We start from the raw sequence: 17,746 nt of genomic DNA on the forward strand, positions 1-17,746 counted from the left end.
CTATTGCGTATGATCGTGTGCGATACTAAATTTGACAAGAACGCTGTGAAATAATTTCTGTATCCTTTTTCACTACTAGAGGAAGAAAGAGGAACTATGAAGCTAGGTATGCCAGTTGCCCGGGGAGCCGTCGTGGCTGATGAGATCTGGGATCAGGCGCTTGCTCAGGCACTCGCTCAAACAAGTGACATTCACGCCGATGTGGCTTTGCTATTCGCCAGTGGAGAGTATGAAGCGCATTTTCCTGAGATGCTACGCATGATTAAAGAGGAGACAGGGGCAGAAATTATCATGGGATGCTCAGGACAGGGCATCATTGGAACAGGGATTGAACTTGAAGATGTACCTGCACTCTCACTCCTCACTCTGGAATTGCCCGGATCAACCTTGCATCCTGTACGCTTTTCACCTGATATCGTCGAGATGTTTAATACTCCCAACGACCTGCGCACGCTACTCGATGTGCCACTCGATGATGTCAATGGCTGGTTACTCTTCCTCGATCCATTCCACCTTAACAGTGAGTTTCTCATTGAGGAACTCGCAAACGCATACCCATATGTACCAATGGTTGGAGGGCTTGCATCAAACGATATGCCCGACTCGCCTTGCTATTTCTTCCTTAATGATACAGTGTATGCTGATGGAGGCATTGGGCTCGCCATAGGAGGCTCCTATAAAATCCTGCCACTTGTATCTCAAGGTTGTGAGCCTATTGGTGAACCCTGGACAATCACCAAAGTTCAGGATAATGGACTGGTCGAGACCATCTCAAATCGTCCAGCCTATGACATGCTTGTCGAAACCTTCCATAACCTGCCACAAAATATATTGAAACGCGCACAAGGAAATTTATTATTGGTTGGGATAGCCGCCAATGAGTATCTGGAGCGATTCGGGCGAGGTAGCTTTGTGATACGTAATCTGCTTGGTGTCGACCGTAGAAGCAAGGCTCTGGCAATAGGGGCCCAGCCGCGCGTTGGTCAGACCATCCAATTCCAGATGCGCGACGCCGAGACAGCAGATCTAGACTTGCGTGAACTACTTACAAAGCTCTGCTATAGGCTCAAGAAAACAGAAACATTGCAGGTGGTAGGAGGCATACTCTGTACCTGCAACGGACGAGGTGAGAGCCTCTTTCCCACCCCTAATCACGATGCAGGCATGATCGAAGAGATCCTGGGGCCACTACCGCTGGCCGGGCTTTTCTGTAATGGTGAGATTGGTCCTATCGGCGAACGTCCTCTTTTGCATGGCTTTACTGCTTGCCTGGCACTGATCGTTAAGCACAAAGAGTAGAGCAATAACTCGCGAAGAAGGGGGCTCTCACCTCAGATCAGGGTCCTCCCATTCTCACTGGCTAAGCACGAAACTCATGCCTCATACAGATTCCCCAATTCCCAAAAGCCCGAGAAGATAGGGATTCCTTGATCCGCAAGACGCTATAGGAGAGGGATTGACACGCTACAAGTGTCATGTTACCCTTACAGCAGGCATCGCATTTACATCGAGATGCTGCCGTTCTAGGGGAAAGAGAAGCAACAAGTATGCTATTCGAAAGTATGGCACAAGCAACCACGCATGAATTGCTTTCAGGCAATTTTAGCGCTGGCCGCAAATTTGGCGAGGTGTGTTCCGTCGCCCAAGGCCATACTATGTCCTTTTTCAGGAGGTCGGAACACACCCTGAAATAAGCAACGAGCAGCGCTAGATACGCAAGTCCATGTCTGCCGTGGGGCCATAGAGGCCAAGTCCACGGCTTTTTTGTTGCCTCCATTCTACTAAAGAGGCAGCACAATTAGGAACAAAAGCCGTGAAGAGTGGCGACAACAACGTCACTCTTCACGGCTTTTGTGTTTTTGGCAAGGAGCAAAGACCATGTCTTACCTTACCCTTTTTTGTTTGCTGGGCACTCCATTCAGCGCACGTCCACCTAGCATGGCAGATCTAATAACGCACAGTAGCAGGTTGGCTTCCTTCAACGCGATAAACCTGAGAAGCACGACCTCTCCTAATTCAAGTTAGCACTACAGAAAAAATAGAAACTGGCCTTCCGCTGTGAAGGCCGCTAGCAACAGGAGGTTGCTATGTTAGACGTGCTTAAACTCATTCCCGCTGGTCTGCATAACGCACAGGTAAAGCAGTATCTGGCGACGAAGAATAATACAAAAGCCAATTCCAAACAGTTGATATGCCTGGAAGGATTGCGTCCAATACAGGCCGCTTTTGACGCAGGTCTAGAGATATGCTGTCTCTTCATCTGTCCCGAACGCTTACGAGGCAATGAAGCGCATGCATTCATTTATCAGGTCAGCCAGCGAGGGTTTCCTCTCTACCAGGTGAGCGAGAAGGTGTTACATGCAATGGTCGACTGGGAAGGGCCCGATGGATTGGCCGCCATGGCATGTCTTCGTCACTATAATTTGTCATCTTTGAGCCTCAATCAATGCAGTACCTTATTGATACTGGATGGATTACAGATCCCCGGTAATATTGGTACCGTAATTCGCTGTGCAGATGGAGCCGGAGCTAACGGTATCATCATCACAAACAGACGCCAACGCCTGACACATCCCAAGTTGGTACGTGCCAGTATGGGTTCGCTCTTCGCTCTCCCAGTTATTGAGAGTGATATTGATACCACTTTCACCTGGCTAAAACACCATCAATTTCAGATCGTGACAACCAACCCTGAGGCAAGCATCAGCTTTCGCCAGGCTCGCTATTCAAAGCGCACAGCAATTGTGATGGGGAATGAACGCGAAGGTATCTCACATGCATGGTTTGAACATCATGACCTGAGTGTATCCATTCCCATGCGTGGACGAGCTGATTCGCTTAATGTGGGTAACGCTGCCGTGCTGATGCTCTATGAGGTGTTGCATCAGCAGCAGAGCGAGCTAGCAAACTCATAGTCCCATGTAAGGATCATCGCTCCCTGTATACAGCATATATCAGCAGAAAGGAGTGGCGAAACTGCCACTCCTTTTTACTTTAGCACAGCGATACATAAATAAGAACAACCGCCAACAAATACTTATTTCTGCGCTTATATATCTCTTTCTCCGGAACGGTTAAGATTTCATATATGGTCTTTTTTTGTAGGAAAAGAGTCATGTGCATATGAAGATTCTCTTTCATGTCAAATAAACTCTGGTATGATTGAGTTATATATCACTATGTATCAAAGCGCGCAGAGGGGTGTCACATGGTTGAAAACATTGCCGACGCCATATCGACTGGAGCGGCTGTAGGAAGATATCAACTGAAACAACTCTTACAAAAGCATCCCTGGGGGCCAATCTTTCTGGCTCATAACCGTGAGGGACAGCATGTCATGTTGCGCTTATTAGAGTTTCAACGTACTGCTAATCCCGCTCACAGGGCACCTTCACCAGAAGAGCATATGATTTTCCTTGGCCGTTTCCAGCAAGAGGCAAATCAAGTGGCGGATTTGCGGCATTCACATATTCTTCCGCTTCTCGATTATGGTAGTTTTCGCGGAACGGCCTTCCTGGTCTATCCATATGTTTCGCTTGTTCCCTTATCAAACCTGCTCACGCGAGGACGGTCTCCCGATGTGCAGGCAGTTGGGCTTTACCTGGAACAGATCATCTCTGCTCTGGAATACGCGCACGAATGTGCGGTACTTCATCGTAACCTTTCAGTCAACAATATCTTCCTACATAACAATCGACATGTGCTACTGAGCGAGTTTGGACTATTGCGTATGCGTGAGCATGGGCTTCAAATATGGGAAAGGACACAAGGCTTCGAAGGGCACAGTGAATCAAGTGCACCAGAACAACTGCTCGGAAGATCTGTAGATGCCTATACTGATATCTATGCTTTGGGAACACTTATCTTCCATCTCCTTACTGGTCAACCCGTTTTCCAGGGTAGTTCACGCGAAGATGTCATGCGCCAACACCTCTACGCTGAGCCACCCTCACTACACACACGGCGCATCGACATACCAGAAGGATTAGATGCGCTTATGCTGAAAGCGATGGCAAAGGAGCCACAAATGCGCTTCCATCGCCCAAGCGAAGTCCTTCAAGCATATTATCAGGCTGTGGCACCTGAACGTTTACCTGTCGTAGCAACCTTAATTCGAGATGCTGTTCAATTAGCGGGAATGCACCCAGCACCTCAAAAGACCACTCATAGTTCCGCCAGAGCAGGTATACCTCGCTCTATGGATCAAAGTTCATCCACAAAGAGTCGCCTCTCACGGCGCACATTGCTAGCAACTGGAGGTAGCACGGCGGTTGCTATGACAGCTATTGGTATCGGTCTGCTCAGCGCGCACAATGCGCGTCAACCTAGTCTGGCAGGCACCACTAACCAAACACCTGTCAATAGCCAGCCAACAACCAGCACTAGAACCACGCAGGACACAAAGACAGCAACTCCAAACTCAAAATCTGTTCTGGCGCGCACTAAAGATATACCCATTAATATGGCCAAGACTTTTCCCCTGAAGGACCAAAAGAACCCAGGCGTGCTAGTCCATCTCTCAAACAACACCTTTGTTGCTTACGACACAACGTGCACACATGAGGGTTGTTCGGTGGAATATAGCCAGACAACAGGGCATCTTGAATGTCCCTGCCATGGCTCAGTTTTTGATCCAGCACATAACGCAAGTGTTCTACAAGGGCCTGCAAACATGCCTCTTAAAGCACTCCAGATCACAGTCCAGACTGATGGCACAATCACCATGGTCTAGCTAACATAGAGAGTTGAGACCACCTTGATAGCAACCTATCACCAGCCTCATCGTGAGATATCGTATACACAACACGCTCTAGCAGCCTCCTCAGAGTGGATAGACGTAGCAGAACGAGAGGAACCGAGGTCATGAGCAAACAGGCAGGAACAAAATATGTCATTATTGGCAGCGGAATAGCCGCTGTCACCGCCGCCGAGGTGCTTCGAAGCGAAGATCCTTTGGCATCCATCATTATGCTTGGTGACACGGCTCAGGCAGTTTACTATCGGCCAGCTCTCAAAGACTATTTGGCCGGTCGTATAAGCGATGAGAAGCTTCCAGCGCGCTCCGAGCAGTTTTATCGTGAACAAAATATTCGCTACTATGCCGATCCAGCCATCAGCATCGATACGCAGAAACAGTATGTACAGCTCAAGAGTGGACGCAAAGTAAGCTATCACCGCCTGCTACTGGCCTGTGGCGCACAACCAGCACGCCTGACCTGCCCAGGCAGCGAGCTAGATGGTGTGATCACACTACGCGATATAGACGATTACCAGGAAGTGCTCTCCCGCCTACCGAAAGCACGGAACATCGTCGTTTGTGGAAGCGGTACGCTAGCCTTAGAAACCGTTGAGGCTCTACGCCAACGAGGACACGAAGTCACCCACCTGATACGCAAACAAACACTCTGGTCAGAAGTGCTAGATCCAACGGCCTCAGACCTGATCATACAGCAGGAACTACGCGATGGTGTCCGGGTGCACAGAGAAGAAGAGATTGTTGAGATCCGGGGTCAGCGAGGGCGAGTTCATACTCTCCGCACCTCCTCTGACGTGACCTTGCCTTGCGATCTGTTGATCTGCGCCATCGGGATTGAGCCCAATCTCGAATGTATACAAGGAAATGGGATAGCTCATAAACGAGGCGTGCATGTGAACACATGGATGCGCACCAGTGCCCCTAATGTGTACGCGGCTGGCGATGTCGTTGAGATGCAAGACCCTTTTAATGGGCGCATGCGCGTGTTAGGACAGTGGTATCCCGCTATCCAACAAGCACGAACGGCAGCATACAGTATGCTTGGCTTGCTCGATCCTCAACAAGACCCACAAGCACCACTCTCGAATTCTCTCAACTTCTACAATGCGACCTTCCTCTATGGCTTGCCATTCGCCGCGACGGGTGTCACCAACCTAAGTGGAAGTCAAGGCTTACAAGAAATTATTGCTGAACCAGAACCACATAGCTATCGCAAGGTCTTGCTCAAGGATGGGCAACCAATTGGAATGCTCGCGCTGGGCAAACGCTCCCAGGCTTTGGCTTTTAAACGAGCCATCGACCATCAGGTACAACTGGCGACCATTGCTCTATGCCTCTTTATGCCAGACTTCAATTTACAAGACTGGCTGGATAATAAAGGCGTGCCACCGCCGCTACTTGGCCTTACAGTCAGAAGACCGAAGCCCAAAGTTGAAGCTCTGTCGGCATCCGTAGAACAACCTGTACAGGAAACCACACCAGATCCCGATACCGCTCCATTCCCTATGACGACTCAAAGCGTTCAGGATACAGAAACACCTCAGTACAGTGAGTGGTATCTGGTACCACAAATAAACCAGCTCCAGATGGAGGGCGTTTCGCCTCTGCGTTTAAGCCGAAGCGAGAAGTTGACTGTAGGCCGCCAACCGGGCTCCCATTTGCTTCTCGATATGGAGACGATCTCGCGTTTGCATGCTGAAATATTCCATTTAGATGGACGCTTTGTGCTGCGAGATCTGGGAAGCACTAATGGTATCTTCATCAACGGGCGACGCTTACCGCCAAATGCTGTCCATTTCCTTCAGGAGAACGAGGAGATCAGCTTTGGTAGCCGCGCGCGCTTCCTGGTTATGTCCCATACCAGAACCGAACCCGATACAGCTCCTCTCCGTAAACTTCAACTTCCCCATATGGGCGTAGATGGCAATACAGGCGGGCTAATGAAACGCTTCGCCGCGCTCAATTCAGGTTATATAGCACAGACTGAGAAGATGCCTGCCCTTCAAATACTCACCGATTGGGTTGAGCGAGGAAACGAGCCAAACTCTTCACCACCTCTCTCAGGACTGACGATATGCCGTTGTTGCGGAGTCGCGAATACGCAGAAAGCCCGCTTCTGCGCAAGTTGTAGCGCATCGCTAGAGGCCCATAGCGAGGTAATGCCAGAGATCAATGGAGGAAGATAACGTGCAAGTAAAGGGAGCGCGACGAGAGCTTACAGCAGATGAAATTCGCTTTGAAATTGATATGTGCGTTGGCTGCGACCGCTGTATGCGTGCCTGCCCTGTACCATTATCAACAAAGGTCACTATCGCCGAATTAAACCAGGCTACCATTACCGAGAACATCTCACCATTGATCGAGCGTTTCACAGATGAATGTGTTATGTGTGGCTCTTGTGTACCTGTCTGTCCAGTTGATAATCACCGCGATCTCCTGATGCACTCTCTAAAGCAACGGTTGGGAACCTCATGGGAATGTCAAGCGGATATTGAGCGTGTACGCTCAATACTCCCCGGAGGTTGGACTGTTGCACAATTACTCGGACGTCTACGCGAGCAACCGATGCTCTGTGATGAAGCGCTTGTGCCCGATAACTACCTACTTCATCTAGTCAATACCTCACAACTCCTGATTAGCAAGCCAGGCCACTGGCTCATGCACGAGGGTGAGTTCTCGCGCGATCTCATCTTGATTCTCAGTGGGCGCGTTGAACTTTCCTCAACGGGTCCAGGCGAAACCGGGCTACCTATCGCTGTATTACGGCGAGGAGAATACCTGGGCGAGCACGAAATGCTCAACGGACAACCACGCCAGGTTAGCGCATGCACAGCCAGCAAATGCGCTCTGCTTCTAGTTCCAGAGCAGGTTGTGCAACGCCTGATGGATATCATACCAGAGATAAAGAACTTCTTTGAGACCCTCCACATGGAGCGCTCCATCGAAACAGCACTCAATCACATACCACTCCTAGAAGGTATTGCCGCGATAGATCTTCGCTACCTCGCAGAGCAAGCAATGACACGCGTTTATGAGCGAGGTGAGCATCTCTTTCGCGAGGATGAACAAAACCAACCTGAGCGCGAAACACTGCATTTGCTCCTGGACGGTTTCGTCAAAGTCGCGCGTCGGATTTCGGCTCGCAAAGGCAAGGGAGAACGTATTATCGCCTATAGACAAAGTGGCGATTATTTCGCAGGGGGTCTAGACACACTTGGAGATCAGCGTGCCGTCAGTGTCTCAGCGATTACGCGTACGACTGTGGCTGAGATACCGCGCCGGAACTTGCTTAATCTTTTCAGACGCTATCCGCTAGTCAAAGCACGCTTTCAAGAACAGTTACAGCTCTATCAGGATGCCCGTATAGCTGCTCAGAGTGCCATCTTTGAACCCTTCGAGTTTGAGCAAGAACCAGAGCATCCCAATATAGTCACAGATGCCGCCGCAAGAGCAGGCTTACACGCGCTTGTAGATGATGGTGTTATTGAAGGAACAGAGGTACTGGTCATTGATCTAGCAAAGTGCATTCAATGCAATGAGTGCGAGATCGCGTGTGAACGTCGGCATGGACACTCACGCATGAACCGCAAAGGTCTGGTAGTAGGCAATATCAGCATTGCTACTGCCTGCCGCCAGTGCCAGGACCCGGTCTGCTTGCTCTGTAGCCGCGCAGGAATCGCACGCTTACCAAGCGGTGAAGTTTACATCACAGAGAGTTGCATCGGGTGCGGCATCTGTGCCGAACGTTGCCCATATGACAATATCTCAATTGTAGATTTAGAACCACAAGAACAGGCTCAAGCCAACCTCTGGCACAGTTTTAGCTCGTTCTTTTCGGGCAAGAAACGCAAATTGCTCCCAGTTCTCGCCGCGCCAGGTCCTCTCGATACATCCTCTGCTCTGGACCCGGTAGAGGAGATGCGTAAGAAGATCGCTATCAAATGCGATCTATGCGCAGGTTATAACGACCAGGCCTGTGTCCAATCTTGCCCAACCGGGGCGGCAATTCGCGTTAACCCACGCACATTCTTTGGCTCGACCGAAGAGATCCTCTTCAAGTAGGAAGGAGTGAGCTTTGTCCAGTTTACCCAAAACATCCTCCCGACCTGGTCAAAGCACCAGCAAGCAAAACTATAAGAAAATCTGGTACGCGCCTGCCTCGCGTGCGAAGTGGTACTGGCTACTAGTAAGCGGAACGTTCTATCTGCTGCTCTTCACCTGGTATCAATACGCATTGCATACAGGGCAGGAAGCAGAACCATTTGAGGACCCCTTTCGCCTCTTTGGCATCTGCGCCTTTGTCCTGGTCTTACTCAGCGCGAGCTATACTCTTCGGCGTCGGTTCGCACGAGCCTTGCCGGGCAAGGTACAGAGCTGGCTCTGGATGCATACCTGGCTTGGAATCATCACAATCCTTGTAGCGCTCCTGCATGAGAACTACGCCTATATTACCCATGATTTCTTACAGGTCCCAAACGACCTCCTCGAAGCGAATCTGGGGCCTATAGCCCTCTTCGCGCTCATCCTGCTCGTCTTCAGTGGCATCGCCGGACGGCTCTTCGACCAGTGGCAAACGCGCAAAATGGCCCATGAGGCGGCTACCAATGGAGTGGGCATTGCGCAAGCGGTAGAAGAGAGAGTGCGACATCTAGAAGAGACTGCGGAAAGTCTCTGTGCCGGAAAATCTGATGCTTTTAAAGAACATTGTCAGAAGCGCTTACAACCAACCAACCAGCAAAAAAATATGCTTGCAAGCCTCTCAGGCTCACTTACGCCGCGAGCACGAAGCGATTTACAACGAGCAGAGGAGGCACTCGATGAGCGAGCAAGGTTGCTCATTTCGCTGCAACATCTACAACAGAGTCAGAGGCTCATCCGTCGCTGGCGCATGCTCCACATACTTATCGCAAGCTTGAGTCTGCTCATCATCACCTATCACAGCATCATGGAGTTGAGCATCACAATTTTGCACATCACAACAATAGTCCCATCTCCCTGATGATTGAGGAATTCGCCACTATATTACTGGCTAACGACAATAAATATACCTTTTCAGCTCCCACCATCCAGGAGTTAAAAAGAATAGACCAGAAGTCGGGTATTTAAAATGAATTGTGCTATCTGTCTTAAAGCGGCAGAGGCGGACGCGGCCTTTTGTGGGCACTGCGGACAACGCCTGATTGCCGCGCCAGAGCCGTTGTCGCAGCGGCATAATGTTTCGAGGCACCTACAAGCAAGTAGAATTCAGCAAAACATAACGCTTGAACGAGAGGCGATTCAGGTGCCTCTTCGCCATACAAGACCAGAACTCGCGGCTCCCGCAAATCCCATCCGTAGCAAGCAGATAACTGCGGATCTTCCCAGGCTGTCTCCAGTCTGGCAGGAACCTTCGCCCTCCGGCTTACAGCCCGGCTTCATCGAACCTATTACAAGCGCACCACGTGGCCCTCAGAATTCTTTCGCGCGCTCAATTCTTATCCTGGTCACACTCACACTTCTAGTGAGCTCTATAGCTGTTGGCGCATACGCACTCGCCAAAACAAGCTCCATTGGCGGCTTTCGTGTCACTCGCTCCTTTACAACACAGACCCAGGGCCAAGCAACCTTTAGTGATGGAGACAATACGCAAGGCATCACAAACAGTATAACGCTAACGCTAAAACAACTCGCGGCCCCTGAAAAGGGTACTCAGTACCAGGCATGGCTCATTGACGATCAGGAGGAGCATATCACCTCTTTGGGTTCCCTGACTGTTCAGGGAACTAGCTATACACTCAAGCGAACCATTAGCCAGCAAAACCTTCTCAGCCTTGGCAATCGCATCCAGGTAACCCAGGAACATGGACAGGTCTCCGTTCCCACAGGAAAGACCTTCTTTAAGGCTGATTTTCCCCCTATGGCTCTTATCCACCTGCGCCACCTGCTAGTACGGCTGGATGAGACTCCAAGTCAAGTTGGTCTACTCGTTGGTTTACGTGAGCAAGCACGTCAACTCAATGAGCAGGCAACACTTCTCAACAACAATGCGGAAAACACTCACGCCATTCGCTGTATCGCACAAAATATAGTAAATATTGTTGAAGGCAAGCAAGGTGCGCGATATGCGAAGCTTGAGCCCACCTGTAAAAATGCCCACATCGCACCAAGGGGAGATGGCTTTGGACTCTTAGGCAATGGAGCATATATCGACCATAGTTTGATGCACGTCTCGCTCGCGGCAACACAAAGCGACTCCAGCCCAACCATCAAGCAACATGCAGAGCAGGTACGTGCTGTGCTTGAAAACATACGTGCTCAGGCTAACCAGTTAGATCAGATAGCGAACAACTTACTCCAATCGCCACAAGATGGCGCCAACCAAGAGCAGAGTATCGCGCTCTGCAAACAAATTTTTGAGGGAAAAGATGCCAATCATGATGGTCATATCGACGCGATACACGGTGAGGGAGGAGCGCTAACCGCTTATACCTATGGGCAACTCATGGCCCAGTTAAATGCCTAAAACGGGAAAAAACACTCCCTCTTTTGGGGGAGACTGAAATCATGCCCTCTGGCGATGGCAAAAGAGGCTCTCAACACTATACTTGCTTACAACAGATACGTAAATAAACAATTCCACCCGCGATCTGAGGAGCAAGCATATGTTAGAGACCATTCTCACTATCCTAGTTGCAATCGTCGTCCTCACATTTATGATTGTGCGCCAGCTCAGAGCCAGGCGCATTAAATTCCCAAACATCCTAATTTTGCCAGCCATTCTTGTGTGGATCACCTACACCAATATCGTGGCAGAAATGGGGAAGGAACACGCGGATATAGCACTTCTACTTGGATTATTCGTCCTCGGCCTGATTCCAGGGCTCGCCCTAGGGGGCTATCGTTCCCTTTTGTATAGTCTGCGCATTGATGCTACAAGTGAAACCGTCCTCGCACAAAGGGCTGGTTTGTTTAGCATCGCCATCTGGTTTATTCTGCTGGCTGCCAAGATTGCGGCATCAGTCTTAACATATACCACACCAGGCGGCACAACGCTTACCATCTTTTTATTGATAACTGCCATCCACGGACTTTTCATTGGCAATGTCATAGGAGAAAATCTAGGGCTATGGTTACGCGCGAACAATTATCAGAGTACCCATGTCCACTCACAGGTGATAAAGTAGAGTGTAGAGCACCCAGACCTCATTACAGCAGTACTTAGAAGTCTTGAGTCCGGTATTATATAGGCGCTGAGCTTCAACCAGCGCCACGGGCTCCACCGCTCGATTGATCTGTACGTCGCGATAGTTCCCTCACGGAGAATACATCACCATGATCTCGCGTGGCACACGCCCAATTCTGCCAGCATCCCGACATATGCTCTTTATCTCACTGCAATTGTTGCTCAGTCACATTATAGCAAGTGTCCTGGCATTGGGGGTGTATATCTGGCTCACTGGACAACACCTCTCATCGACCACAATTGATCTCGTTGGAATGGGTACTGTAGGGTTGCTGGGCCTGATATTTACGCTCAACCTGCAATATGGCTTCTATAGATCAGGGCAACTGGTAACTGGTAGCGAAAGGCAAGGTCTCTGGACTCAACGCCTGGACAAATCTATCTGTGTTTGGCCGCTACATAACTATCTCAAGCAGCTGCGCTTGTTGCGCCAGCGAGCCGAAGCGCGCGCGCACGAAGAGAAACTCAATCGCGAGCAAATGCTTGAGCAAGCGCGCAACGCTGCATCGCAGGAAGAACGCAATCGCATCGCCCGTGATCTACACGACTCGATCAAGCAACAAATCTTCAGCATCAGCGTCAGCGCTGCTGCGGCTAAAGCGCATATGCATGCCGATATGGGAAGCGCGAGCGAGGCACTAGAGGATATTCAACGCTCAACCAGGGAAGCCCAGATCGAAATGCGCGCTCTCCTCCAACAGTTACGTTCCTCACCTCTGGAGCAAACAAATCTTCGTGAAGCGCTTCAGACTCAAGGCGAGGCGCTAGGCTATCGTACAGGAGCCCATGTTACATGCGAGATTGGGAATCTGCCATCTGCCGATCTTCTGCCACCGCAGACAGAAGAACAGCTTTTCCGCATAGTTCAGGAATCATTTGCCAACATTGCGCGCCACGCTCGCGCCACCCATGTCTGGCTTACGCTCCAACAAGAGGAGGAGCAACTACGCCTAAGTATCCGCGATGACGGACAGGGCTTTGATCAGGAACAGGTAAAACAGGGCATGGGATTGGCTAACATCCATGAACGTGCGAGAAACCTTTGCGCAACGGTGCATATCCAAAGTACTCCAGGAAAAGGGACATATCTTCAGATCCACATCCCTCTCCTTCTATCACATAAGCAGACCGATGAAGAAGCGCGCTTTGAAGTCGAGCTTGAACGCCGCGTGGAGAAAGCCCAGAACGGCTACCAGTGGAGCGGAACCGCCGCCCTCATTGCTTTTATGCTTCTCAATGTAAATGTCCCCCAGGTTTGCGCACTGTTAGCGCTGCTAGTAAGTGCCTTTGCTCTGATTCAAGGCATTTATTCCCGCCTGAGCTTGCGCGAGTTTGGTCCTCGCGCGCAAACAGAGTTCGATAAACTCTGGCAGCATGAAGGAAGCCTCTATCTACGCTTGTTTGGTCTTGTTGTAGGTTGCCTCATCACCATCAATATACAATCCCGACTCTGGGACCAGGCCGACCATATATGGATACTTCTTATCGAAGGCCTACTGGCATTAAGTGCGATCCTGCCTCTCATCTGGCTCCGCAATCGGGCCAACGAACGCTACTTTCGTCAGGTAGCCGAACCCATGCTCACATGGGAATTGACATATAGTACCGAACGAAGCCGGCGAAAGATACGCCTCTGGTTGGTCGTCACCGCAATCGCGTTTATCTCTAGCCGCTTTCTCTTTACATTTCCGCCACATGCACTTGAAGGTTGGATAGGTTATCTCTGTTTGGGAGCCATAGCCTATTGGGGCCTTACACTCGCTATTGAACGCTTTCAACTCAAACGCTGGCAGGCACAAACGGGCAAGGCAGCATAAGAGAGGATGAAAATATAGATGGAAAGACCGCAATCGACGATCCGTGTCGCACTCGTCGATGACCACACTATCGTACGGCGCGGCTTACAAAGCTACTTGAAAGCCTTTGAAGATATTCAGGTTGTTGGAGAGGCAGCCAGCGGAGAGGAAGCCCTAAAATATCTGGAAGATTGGCTACCAGATGTGCTGGTGATAGATCTCTTGATGCCAGGAGGTATGAACGGCATCGAAACAATCAAACGTGCGAATAGAGTCCTTCCTAACATGCATCTTGTCGTTCTCACCAGCTACACGGAAGATACACGCGTCGTAGCAGCCTTGCGCGCGGGCGCTATTGGCTATGTCAGCAAAGAGGCCGATCCCGAAGTCCTGCTCAACTCTATCCGTGCCGCTTCCCGTGGACAATCCTTGCTCGATCCAGCCATCGCCAATATTGTCATGCAAGAACTGATGCAGAATGGGAAGAGCAGTGGTGGGCTAACTGATCGTGAACATGAAGTCTTGCGTCAGCTTGCTCTCGGACGTACTAATCCGGAGATTGCCACCACCCTGGTCGTAAGCGAAGAGACAGTCAAGACGCATGTAGGCAATATTCTAACCAAACTGCAACTAGCACACCGCATGCAAGCAGTTATCTATGCCCTGAAAAAGGGTCTAATTTCGCTTGATGAAATTGATTTTCCTTAATGCATCTTGCACATTTGCTGCATTCTCTTTTATCTGGCAGAACTGTTCTACCTGTGTGCTATGATCTTATATAAGAAGAAAATTTTCCCAACACAGGAAGGACCCGTTCAGCAATGAACTACTTTGCCTATACTGATGTGGCCCGGCGCTACGCCGCCTACCGGCCTTACTTCCATCCTCTTGTCATATCAAAGGTGCAAGCCACGCTTAAACTGGAGACACCTGTCAAGAAGGCGCTTGATGTTGCCTGTGGTACAGGGCAATCGACACGCGCCCTCAAGCATATCGCTGATCAGGTCATAGGCTGTGATATCTCGTCAGAGATGATCTCAGCCGCCACACAACAACCAGGCATTAGCTACGTGGTCGCTCCTGCTGAACAACTGCCATTCGAGAACGCGAGTTTTGACCTGCTCACAGTCTCACTGGCCTTTCACTGGCTTGATCGAATGCGTTTCATTCCCGAAGCCGCGCGAGTCTTACGTCCCGGTGGCTGGCTTATCATTTACACAAACAGCTTCGAGGGGGTCATGCGTGAAGACCCCAACTTTGAACAGTGGTTTACCCAAACCTATCTGGAGCACTATCCAGTCACACCACGCGATAGCAAGCCCCTGGACCATCATGTTTTGGCGGAATATGCTCTGCATGCCAAACGTGAAGAGCGCTATGTAAACGATGTCCTCTTCACACCTGATGAACTGGTAAGCTACCTGATGACGAAAAGTCTTGTAACCGCTGTCATTGAGAGGGGTGAGAAAAGCCATGACGCGATTTACAGTGAACTACTGGAACAAGTTAGCACTTTTTTCGCCAGCGATCATGGCACCTTCCGCTTTAGTGGAACTATACGCTATATCCAGAGGGAAGCTCTCATACGGGAGGATGATAAGTAACAGGCCAATAATAAGGCAGATCGGATGGTACATCCCAGCCAAATTGGCTGTAATAGAGCCAGTCCTTTCGCAACAAATTTGACTTATGAGCGTCGTGGAAACGCGGGTCACCGAGCCACCAAGGATAATGAATATGTAGACAATCAAGGTGATGATACGACATAGTGTTTCGATACCCACGGCGCTCCCATTCGGTGAGAATAGTATTCAAATATTCGCGTAAAGCAGTCGCGTATCCCTGCCACATAAGCACAGCGGGGTGGTGATACCACGGCCCCATATAGTCGGGCGTCGTCACAATCTTTAAAATCTGAAACGCCTCCAGACGTTGTTTTCCCAGGCGTTTTGAGTCGAGTGCCCGTGCCGTCTCCTCAAAAGAGGCATATGGAAGAAATGTCTGCATATTTCCCATTCCTCCTTCCTAACCACATACACACATACATATATCGCTCTTTATAATACCGCCATTCGCCAAGTACTTGAGCACGCAGATCACTAGAAGATGAGTGCCCACTAAAGCGCGACCCTACAGACTCCCCCAGTGTTAAGACTTATCCCACAGATACTAACATATCATTCTCTGACGCCAGACGAGTGCTACACATGTGGACCACAAAAGCCGATAAAAGGAAGCAAGACAATATGTCATTTGATATGAAATGGTTAATATCGATTCAAGATGGCTGGTACAGTGAGCCGTGATTGGCTGTAGCAGAGAGCCAGCGGGCTATGTTAGAATCGAGAGAGGAAATATAGATTATCCCTGTACTCTCTCACATATATGGTAGGAGCTATTTACGCTATGGAAAAGCAAACCGGTACCATTCAGGTAAAACGCAGTTTCCCTGAAATGCTAAAAGGCGGTGTCATCTGTGACGTTGTAAATGCGGAGCAGGCAAAAATCGCAGAGGAAGCTGGCGCGTCAGCGGTTATGGCCCTGGAACGTGTGCCAGCCGATATTCGCGCGCATGGCGGAGTCGCGCGCATGAGCGACCCTGAACTGATTATCCAAATCAAAGAAGCCGTTACCATTCCGGTCATGGCGAAATGCCGCATCGGACATTTTGTCGAAGCTGAGATTTTACAAGCAATCGGCGTAGACTGTCTCGACGAATCGGAAGTATTGACACCGGCTGATGAGAGTTACCACATCAATAAGCATCTCTTCAATGTTCCCTTTGTATGTGGAGCGCGTGATCTGGGTGAAGCCCTGCGACGTGTAGGTGAAGGCGCGGCCATGCTACGCACCAAGGGCGAGGCCGGAACGGGAAATGTCGTCGAAGCGGTACGACATATGCGCACTATTATGGATGGTATTCGCCGTCTGCGCAACCTGCCAGAAGAAGAACTGATGAACGAGGCCAAGCTTCTTGGCGCCCCCTATGACCTGGTCAGGGAGGTCGCGAGCACGGGCAAACTACCCGTCGTCAACTTCTCGGCTGGTGGTGTCGCGACGCCCGCAGACGCGGCCTTGATGATGCGCCTGGGAGCGGAAGGCGTCTTCGTTGGTTCAGGCATCTTCAAATCAGGTGATCCCTTCAAACGCGCGAAAGCCATTGTACGCGCGACCACCCACTACCAGGACGCAGGCATTATCGCCGAGGTCTCACGCAATCTGGGCGAGCCGATGGTAGGTATCAACCTGGATACGCTCTCACAGGAAGACCTGATGGCACGCCGTGGCTGGTAGGCTGCAACGTATAGGATAATGGAACAACGACCCATGACAGAGGAACGCAACCTATCACCATGTATCGGCGTATTAGCATTACAAGGTGATTTTGAAGCACACCTGAAAATGCTGGCCTCGCTAGGGGTAGATGGAGTAGCCATTCGACTTCCTGAGCAACTGGAAGAAATAAATGGTATAATTATACCAGGTGGTGAAAGTACCACGATAGGCAAACTCATGATCGAGTATCGCCTCCTGGAACCATTACGACGGAAGATTCAGGAAGGTATTCCGGTCTGGGGGACCTGCGCGGGCCTCATACTACTAGCGAAAGAGACGGACAACGCGCTAGCGGGCCAACCACTCCTGGCAACGCTAGATATCCGAGTTCGTCGCAACGCATTTGGCAGTCAGCGGGAAAGTTTTGAGACAGATTTAGTAGTGCCAGAGCTTGGCGAAGCGCCATTCCACACATTCTTCATTCGCGGCCCACTAGTTGAAACGGTCGGGCCAGAAGTAGAAGTGCTGGCAACGCTCGACGATGGAACCATCGTTGCTGTCCGAGAAGGGACCAGGCTAGGTACTGCATTTCATCCCGAAGTATCCGGCGATACACGTTTTCACCAATACTTTCTCCGCATAGTAGAGAGCGTCAAAGGCTAGGGGCATCGTTGATGCCCTTAGTGGGGCGCAGGA

14 protein-coding genes are annotated in these 17,746 nt (G+C 50.3%); 13 read left to right on the plus strand and 1 reads right to left on the minus strand.

What is annotated here, in order from left to right:
• Positions 1-96 precede the first annotated feature (96 nt).
• From K3T82_RS11680 to K3T82_RS11730, 11 genes are all read left to right on the plus strand, one after another.
• Positions 97-1,299: an FIST signal transduction protein gene (locus tag K3T82_RS11680; RefSeq protein ID WP_220193630.1), complete on the plus strand. Its 1,203-nt coding sequence runs from the start codon at positions 97-99 to the stop codon at positions 1,297-1,299.
• Positions 1,300-2,087: 788 nt separating this feature from the next.
• A complete protein-coding gene (locus tag K3T82_RS11685; protein WP_220193631.1) occupies positions 2,088-2,915 on the plus strand; it encodes a TrmH family RNA methyltransferase in 828 nt (275 codons plus the stop codon).
• Between the two features lie 293 nt (positions 2,916-3,208).
• Positions 3,209-4,732, plus strand: a complete 1,524-nt coding sequence (locus tag K3T82_RS11690) for a protein kinase domain-containing protein (RefSeq protein ID WP_220193632.1) — start codon at positions 3,209-3,211, stop codon at positions 4,730-4,732.
• Between the two features lie 131 nt (positions 4,733-4,863).
• The gene (locus K3T82_RS11695; RefSeq protein ID WP_220193633.1) at positions 4,864-6,942 is read left to right on the plus strand and encodes an FAD-dependent oxidoreductase; all 2,079 of its coding nucleotides are present in this window, start codon (positions 4,864-4,866) and stop codon (positions 6,940-6,942) included.
• Position 6,943: 1 nt separating this feature from the next.
• The gene (locus tag K3T82_RS11700; protein WP_236031117.1) at positions 6,944-8,818 is read left to right on the plus strand and encodes a cyclic nucleotide-binding domain-containing protein; all 1,875 of its coding nucleotides are present in this window, start codon (positions 6,944-6,946) and stop codon (positions 8,816-8,818) included.
• 13 nt (positions 8,819-8,831) lie between these two features.
• Positions 8,832-9,755: a ferric reductase-like transmembrane domain-containing protein gene (locus tag K3T82_RS11705; RefSeq protein WP_220193635.1), complete on the plus strand. Its 924-nt coding sequence runs from the start codon at positions 8,832-8,834 to the stop codon at positions 9,753-9,755.
• 108 nt (positions 9,756-9,863) lie between these two features.
• Positions 9,864-11,258, plus strand: coding sequence for a hypothetical protein (locus K3T82_RS11710; protein WP_220193636.1), 1,395 nt, complete (start codon positions 9,864-9,866; stop codon positions 11,256-11,258).
• A 139-nt stretch (positions 11,259-11,397) separates the two neighbouring features.
• Positions 11,398-11,919 carry a hypothetical protein gene (locus K3T82_RS11715; RefSeq protein ID WP_220193637.1) on the plus strand — a complete coding sequence of 174 codons (522 nt, stop codon included), beginning with the start codon at positions 11,398-11,400 and terminating at the stop codon, positions 11,917-11,919.
• Between the two features lie 148 nt (positions 11,920-12,067).
• Positions 12,068-13,795, plus strand: coding sequence for a sensor histidine kinase (locus K3T82_RS11720; RefSeq protein ID WP_220193638.1), 1,728 nt, complete (start codon positions 12,068-12,070; stop codon positions 13,793-13,795).
• Positions 13,796-13,813: 18 nt separating this feature from the next.
• A complete protein-coding gene (locus tag K3T82_RS11725) occupies positions 13,814-14,482 on the plus strand; it encodes a response regulator (protein WP_220193639.1) in 669 nt (222 codons plus the stop codon).
• Positions 14,483-14,595: 113 nt separating this feature from the next.
• Positions 14,596-15,378 (plus strand): class I SAM-dependent methyltransferase, encoded by a 783-nt coding sequence (locus tag K3T82_RS11730; protein ID WP_220193640.1) that lies wholly within the window; start codon positions 14,596-14,598, stop codon positions 15,376-15,378.
• On the opposite strand, the gene K3T82_RS11735 is transcribed toward K3T82_RS11730, so the two are convergent.
• Entirely contained in the window at positions 15,356-15,781 is a 426-nt protein-coding gene (locus K3T82_RS11735; protein ID WP_220193641.1) for an MSMEG_6728 family protein, read from the minus strand. The genes K3T82_RS11730 and K3T82_RS11735 overlap by 23 nt on opposite strands.
• A 399-nt stretch (positions 15,782-16,180) precedes the next feature.
• Here K3T82_RS11735 and pdxS point away from each other — a divergent pair, with 399 nt between their 5' ends.
• Both pdxS and pdxT read left to right on the plus strand, forming a co-directional pair.
• Positions 16,181-17,068 (plus strand): pyridoxal 5'-phosphate synthase lyase subunit PdxS, encoded by an 888-nt coding sequence (gene pdxS / locus K3T82_RS11740; protein WP_220193642.1) that lies wholly within the window; start codon positions 16,181-16,183, stop codon positions 17,066-17,068.
• 33 nt (positions 17,069-17,101) lie between these two features.
• A complete protein-coding gene (pdxT, locus tag K3T82_RS11745) occupies positions 17,102-17,713 on the plus strand; it encodes a pyridoxal 5'-phosphate synthase glutaminase subunit PdxT (RefSeq protein WP_220193643.1) in 612 nt (203 codons plus the stop codon).
• Positions 17,714-17,746 lie beyond the last annotated feature (33 nt).

The sequence above is a fragment of the Ktedonospora formicarum genome, assembly GCF_016587355.1.
Classification (GTDB): domain Bacteria; phylum Chloroflexota; class Ktedonobacteria; order Ktedonobacterales; family Ktedonobacteraceae; genus Ktedonobacter; species Ktedonobacter formicarum.

Coding starts and splice junctions, on each gene's coding strand:
- K3T82_RS11730 (WP_220193640.1), top strand. CDS start 14,596: ATGAACTACTTTGCCTATACTGATGTGGCCCGGCGCTACGCCGCCTAC.
- pdxT (WP_220193643.1), top strand. CDS start 17,102: ATGACAGAGGAACGCAACCTATCACCATGTATCGGCGTATTAGCATTA.
- K3T82_RS11725 (WP_220193639.1), top strand. CDS start 13,814: ATGGAAAGACCGCAATCGACGATCCGTGTCGCACTCGTCGATGACCAC.
- pdxS (WP_220193642.1), top strand. CDS start 16,181: ATGGAAAAGCAAACCGGTACCATTCAGGTAAAACGCAGTTTCCCTGAA.
- K3T82_RS11695 (WP_220193633.1), top strand. CDS start 4,864: ATGAGCAAACAGGCAGGAACAAAATATGTCATTATTGGCAGCGGAATA.
- K3T82_RS11715 (WP_220193637.1), top strand. CDS start 11,398: ATGTTAGAGACCATTCTCACTATCCTAGTTGCAATCGTCGTCCTCACA.
- K3T82_RS11680 (WP_220193630.1), top strand. CDS start 97: ATGAAGCTAGGTATGCCAGTTGCCCGGGGAGCCGTCGTGGCTGATGAG.
- K3T82_RS11720 (WP_220193638.1), top strand. CDS start 12,068: ATGATCTCGCGTGGCACACGCCCAATTCTGCCAGCATCCCGACATATG.
- K3T82_RS11710 (WP_220193636.1), top strand. CDS start 9,864: ATGAATTGTGCTATCTGTCTTAAAGCGGCAGAGGCGGACGCGGCCTTT.
- K3T82_RS11735 (WP_220193641.1), bottom strand. CDS start 15,781: ATGCAGACATTTCTTCCATATGCCTCTTTTGAGGAGACGGCACGGGCA.
- K3T82_RS11685 (WP_220193631.1), top strand. CDS start 2,088: ATGTTAGACGTGCTTAAACTCATTCCCGCTGGTCTGCATAACGCACAG.
- K3T82_RS11690 (WP_220193632.1), top strand. CDS start 3,209: ATGGTTGAAAACATTGCCGACGCCATATCGACTGGAGCGGCTGTAGGA.